Annotated in this window: 5 protein-coding genes and 1 pseudogene; 4 read left to right on the top strand and 2 right to left on the bottom strand. The window is 66.1% G+C overall.

What is annotated here, in order from left to right:
* From DYI24_RS21095 to coaA, 4 genes are all read left to right on the top strand, one after another.
* Positions 1-320 (top strand): HisA/HisF-related TIM barrel protein (locus tag DYI24_RS21095; RefSeq protein ID WP_205523619.1); only part of this gene is annotated, 320 nt, incomplete at its 5' end.
* A 10-nt stretch (positions 321-330) separates the two neighbouring features.
* Complete coding sequence (gene hisF / locus DYI24_RS21090) at positions 331-1098, top strand: imidazole glycerol phosphate synthase subunit HisF (RefSeq protein ID WP_011155881.1); 768 nt, start codon at positions 331-333, stop codon at positions 1096-1098.
* 53 nt (positions 1099-1151) lie between these two features.
* Entirely contained in the window at positions 1152-1475 is a 324-nt protein-coding gene (locus tag DYI24_RS21085) for a phosphoribosyl-ATP diphosphatase (RefSeq protein WP_011155882.1), read from the top strand.
* A gap of 74 nt (positions 1476-1549) precedes the next feature.
* On the top strand, positions 1550-2506 hold the full coding sequence (coaA, locus tag DYI24_RS21080; RefSeq protein ID WP_011155883.1) for a type I pantothenate kinase: 957 nt from the start codon (positions 1550-1552) through the stop codon (positions 2504-2506).
* 188 nt (positions 2507-2694) lie between these two features.
* On the opposite strand, the gene olsB is transcribed toward coaA, so the two are convergent.
* Both olsB and DYI24_RS21070 read right to left on the bottom strand, forming a co-directional pair.
* The gene (olsB, locus tag DYI24_RS21075) at positions 2695-3645 is read right to left on the bottom strand and encodes a l-ornithine N(alpha)-acyltransferase (protein ID WP_012494061.1); all 951 of its coding nucleotides are present in this window, start codon (positions 3643-3645) and stop codon (positions 2695-2697) included.
* Between the two features lie 160 nt (positions 3646-3805).
* Positions 3806-5046: pseudogene (locus DYI24_RS21070) on the bottom strand (ATP-binding protein); the annotation flags it as partial.

Here is a 5046-nt window from a genome sequence, read left to right as displayed (position 1 = left end):
GGGCCGAGAGCTCGCAAGTGACCGCGCTCGACATCGCGCAGCGGTTTGAAGACGCGGGCGTGGCCGCCATCATCTTCACTGACATCGCCCGCGACGGCCTGCTCAAGGGCATCAATTGGGACGCGACCATTGCGCTCGCCGAGGCGATTTCGATTCCGGTGATTGCCTCCGGTGGCCTCGCCTCGATCGAAGACGTCAAGACGCTGCTCAGCCCGCGCGCCAAAAAGCTCGAAGGCGCGATCGCCGGACGGGCGCTTTACGACGGCCGGCTCGATCCCACTGAGGCGCTGGCGCTGATCGGCGCCGCCAAGGCGGCCTAAGGAGCCGGCGATGTTCAAGGTCCGCGTCATTCCCTGCCTCGACGTCAAGGACGGCCGCGTCGTCAAAGGCGTCAACTTCGTCGATTTGCGCGACGCCGGCGATCCGGTCGAGGCGGCGATCGCCTATGATGCTGCGGGTGCGGACGAGCTTTGCTTTCTCGACATCACCGCCACCCACGAGAACCGCGGCATCATGCTCGACGTGGTGCGGCGGACGGCGGAAGCCTGCTTCATGCCGGTGACGGTCGGCGGCGGCGTCCGCACCGTCGACGACATCAAGACCCTGCTGCGCTCCGGCGCCGACAAGGTCTCGATCAACTCCGCCGCGGTGGCGCGACGCGAATTCGTCAAGGAAGCCGCCGAGAAATTCGGCGATCAGTGCATCGTGGTGGCGATCGACGCCAAGCGGGTGCCGGGCCGCGATCGCTGGGAGATCTTCACCCATGGCGGCCGCAAGGGTACCGGCATCGACGCGATCGAATTCGCCCAGGAAGTGGTGTCGCTCGGCGCCGGCGAGATCCTGCTGACCTCGATGGACCGCGACGGCACCAAGTCGGGCTTCGACATTCCGCTGACCCGGGCGATCGCCGACAGCGTCGGCGTTCCGGTGATCGCCTCGGGCGGCGTCGGCAATCTCGACCACCTGGTCGACGGCATCCGCGAGGGCCACGCCACCGCGGTGCTGGCGGCCTCGATCTTCCATTTCGGTGAGTACACCATTCGTCAGGCCAAGGATCATATGGTCCAGGCCGGGCTGCCGATGCGGCTCGATCCCTAGCGTAACGCGGCGAGGGGCGGTACTCTCGCACCAAGAACCGGCAGAGTTAGCGTATGGCCCGTTTCACCCTTCATGATCTCGCCGCGACGGTCGATGCCCGCGCGGCGTCCGGCGGCGAGAGCTCCTATACCAAGAAGCTGCTCGACAAGGGCCCCGAGCACTGCGCCAAGAAATTCGGCGAAGAGGCGGTCGAGATGGTGATCGCCGCGGTCGAGAACGATCGCGGCCATCTGATCTCCGAGACCGCCGACGTGCTGTTTCACATGCTGGTGCTGCTGAAGTCGCGCGGCGTGAAGCTCGAGGAAGTCGAGGCCGCGCTGGCGCAGCGCACCTCGATGTCGGGCTTGGAAGAAAAGGCATCGCGCAAGCGCGACTGACGACATCGGCCGCACAGGGCGGCCGCAATAACAATAAATCCCGCCACTCAAAACCAAGGCGAAGGGCCCGCGAGATGGACGCAAGGTCGGATCTGCACCACTACAACCCGTACCGGGTGTTCTCGCGGGCGGAATGGGCGAGCATGCGTGAAGACACGCCGATGACGCTCGATGCCGCCGAGGTTGCGGCGCTCCGCTCGATGCACGACCGGCTCGATCTCAGCGAGGTCGAAGAAATCTATCTGCCGATGTCGCGGCTGTTGTCGATCCATGTCGCGGCGATGCAGCAGCTGTACTACGCGCAGCGCCGCTTCCTCGGCGTGGTCGAGCGCAAGATGCCGTTCATCATCGGCGTCGCCGGCTCGGTGGCGGTCGGCAAGTCGACCACCGCGCGCGTGCTGCAGGCACTGCTGGCGCGCTGGTCGCCGCGCCCGACGGTCGATCTCGTCACCACCGACGGCTTCCTGCATCCCAACGCGGTGCTGGAGCGCGCCGGGTTGATGCAGAAGAAGGGCTTTCCGGAAAGCTACGACCTGCCGGCGCTGCTCGGCTTTCTGTCCGATATCAAGTCGGGCCGCCGCAAGGTCAAGGCGCCGATCTACTCGCATCTCACCTACGACATCGTGCCGAACAAGTTCACGGTGATCGACCGTCCCGACATCCTGATCGTCGAGGGCGTCAACGTGCTGCAAACCGGCCGATTGCCGCGCGACGGCAAGGCGGTGCCGGTGGTGTCCGACTTCTTCGATTTCTCGGTTTATCTCGATGCCGACGAGCCGGTGCTGCGCGACTGGTACGTCAGGCGCTTCCTGGCGCTGCGTGACACCGCGTTCCACGATCCGCGGTCGTACTTCCATCGCTACGCGGTGCTGTCCGACGAAGAGGCAACCGCGACTGCGATCGCGATCTGGGAACGCACAAACCTCGCAAACCTCGAAGACAACATCCTGCCGACCCGCCCGCGCGCGACGCTGATCCTGAAAAAGGGCGCCGACCACGTGGTGGACTCGGTGGCGCTGCGAAGGTTGTAAGCGTCAGCCACGCCCACCGCGTTGTTGGTCGGCGCATCACTATTAAGACACGTCATCGCCCGGCTTGACCGGGCGACCCAGTATCCCAGTGCGCTCATTGTCAGCACTCAGCATGAAAGCAAATGCACTGGAATACTGGGTCACCCGCCTTCGCGGGTGATGACGGTGAGTTTTGTGGATGCACCCTGCTACGCCGCGTGCCGCGACGCATCGGCGCCGAAATGTTCGATGTAGCGGGCGCTGATCGCCGAGACCGGCAGGATGATCAGCACGTCGGTGGTGCCGAACTGATAATCGATCACCGCACCCTCGCCGATCGTGGCGCCGAGCCGCAGATAGCCTTTGATCAGCGGCGGCAGCTCGCGCAGCGCGGCCTTCTGGTCGATCGCTTCCTTCGGGAGCCGGTTCATCTCGACATAGCGTGACGGATGCGCGCGGGCGCGCCAGGCTTCCGGCGCCGGCGCGTAGTGATGCAGGAACGACAGCGGCAGTGCCAGGCGATCCGGATCGGTGCCGTCGAAGCTGGCGCAGCCGAGCATCACGTCGACGCCGTGCTGGCGGACGTAGGTCCAGATGCCGTGCCACAGCAGCTCGACGGTGCGCTTGTTACGATACGGCGGCAGCACGCAGGAGCGACCGAGTTCGAGAAAGCGCAGTTCCGGGTGTCGGGTGATCAGTCCGCCGATATCGAATTCGCTCTCGGTGTAGAAACCACCATTGCGATTGGCGACGTCCTGACGAAGCAGCCGATAGGTGCCGACCACCGGCTGCTTGCCGCTCAGCGACGGCTTGGCGGCGTGATCGACCACCAAGAGGTGATCACAGATCGGATCGAACGCATCCTTGTCGCGCCGGGCCAGCATCGTCGGCGCGTCGGCGATCGCGGTGCCGTCCTTGTAGAACACCCGGTAGCGCAGCTTCTGGGCGCGCTTGACGTCCTGCTTGGTCTGCGCGAGCCGAACCTCGAGCGGCCCGAGGCGGCCGAGCGTCGCCGGCGACGGGCCGATCGGCTTGCCGGTCTCGGCCAGCTTGAGCGCGGGCTTGAACCAAGTAATTGCAGTTTGCGCGGCGGCGCCGGCAGTCTCCGGGCGCAGCAGCTTAATGAATTTCTTCGAACGGGCGAGATGGTCGGTGTGCATGGCGTCCTCGCGACCGCACCCGTCCCGTAACGGAATCGCCGCGGCCTGATCGCACCAACAATCATGACCGTTCAACAGCGATGTGACGCGATGATTGCCGAACGATGACATCGCCACTGACTTTGTTGTTAGCAGCGGCGTTCGGTATTTACTTGCCGTGTCAGGCGGCTTGGGGCGCGGCGGATACGTTCGCCAGGATTTCGGCGAGCTCGTCGGGATCGACCGGCTTGATCAGGAAGCCATCCATCCCGGCCGCCAAGCAGGCTTCGCGATCCTCCGCCAGCGTGTTGGCCGTCAGCGCCAGGATCGGCACTGGTCTGACGAGCCTCTTCCAGCCCATCGAGGATCGGCATCTGCACGTCCATCAGCACCAGATCAAATGGCGTACCGGTCTTGTCAGCAGCGCCCCACGCCTCGACGGCACAGCGGCCGTCACCGACAATCTCGGCGCGGTGGCCGAGCCGGTGCAGCAGCGCGCGAATCAGCAGCGCGTTGATGTCGTTGTCTTCGGCGACCAGGATCGCGAGCGGCTTATGCGGGATGGCTGACGGCGTATCGTGCAGCGTCGGCGGATCGCCGTCCGCGATACTCGGCGCCGCGACCTCGACCGGTGCGCCGAGCCGTGCGGCCAGCGTGGCGGCGCGTAGCGGCTTCACCAGATAGCCGGTGAATGCGGTCGGAAGGTTCGGTAGCAGCTCGTGCCGTGCCGCCGGCGTCAGCATCACCAGACGTTGGGTCGCGTGCGACTGAGCCTCGCGCGCGAGGGTCTCGATCGCGTCCGGCCCGAACGCATGATCGATCAGCACCGCGTGCCAGTCGCGCTCCGGCAATCGGGTCATTGCGGCGGCGATATCATCGCATAGGCAGGTCTCGGCGCCCCAGCGCCCCAGTCGCCGCGCGGCCAGCGACGCTTCGACCCCATGCGGCGAGACGATCATCACCGAGCTGCCATGTAGATCCGGCGGCGCGAAGGTCGCGGCGGGATCGTCTTCGGCGGCGGTCAGCGGCAGCGTGATGGTGAAGGTCGAGCCCTGCCCCGGCTGACTGTCGAGCGTGATGCGGCCGCCCATCGCCGCAACGATGCGGTCGCTGATGCTGAGGCCGAGACCGGTGCCGCCGAAATTGCGGGCGATGCCGGCGTCGGCCTGCTCGAACTCGCGGAAAATCCGCGCCTGGGCCTCCGGCGCGATCCCGATCCCGGTGTCGCGGACGATCACGCGCCATTCGCCGGCCTCGCCCGGTTCGGCGATCAGCGCCACCCCGCCGGATTCGGTGAACTTGATGGCATTGCCGCACAGATTGAGCAGCACCTGCCGCAGACGCGCCGCATCGCCGATCAGCCGCGCCGGCAGCCGCTCGTCGACATCGGCGGCGATCTCCAGCCCGCGCGCCTGTGCCCGC

It is taken from the genome of Rhodopseudomonas sp. BR0C11 (genome assembly GCF_010820945.1).
In the GTDB taxonomy this organism is placed as follows: domain Bacteria; phylum Pseudomonadota; class Alphaproteobacteria; order Rhizobiales; family Xanthobacteraceae; genus Rhodopseudomonas; species Rhodopseudomonas palustris_H.
Note: the sequence above shows the minus strand (reverse complement) of the source record. Positions and strands in the feature narration are given on the sequence as shown.

Bases quoted from the DNA above. Each gene is read 5' to 3' on its own strand.
- hisF (WP_011155881.1), top strand. From the start codon at position 331: ATGTTCAAGGTCCGCGTCATTCCCTGCCTCGACGTCAAGGACGGCCGC.
- DYI24_RS21085 (WP_011155882.1), top strand. From the start codon at position 1,152: ATGGCCCGTTTCACCCTTCATGATCTCGCCGCGACGGTCGATGCCCGC.
- coaA (WP_011155883.1), top strand. From the start codon at position 1,550: ATGGACGCAAGGTCGGATCTGCACCACTACAACCCGTACCGGGTGTTC.
- olsB (WP_012494061.1), bottom strand. From the start codon at position 3,645: ATGCACACCGACCATCTCGCCCGTTCGAAGAAATTCATTAAGCTGCTG.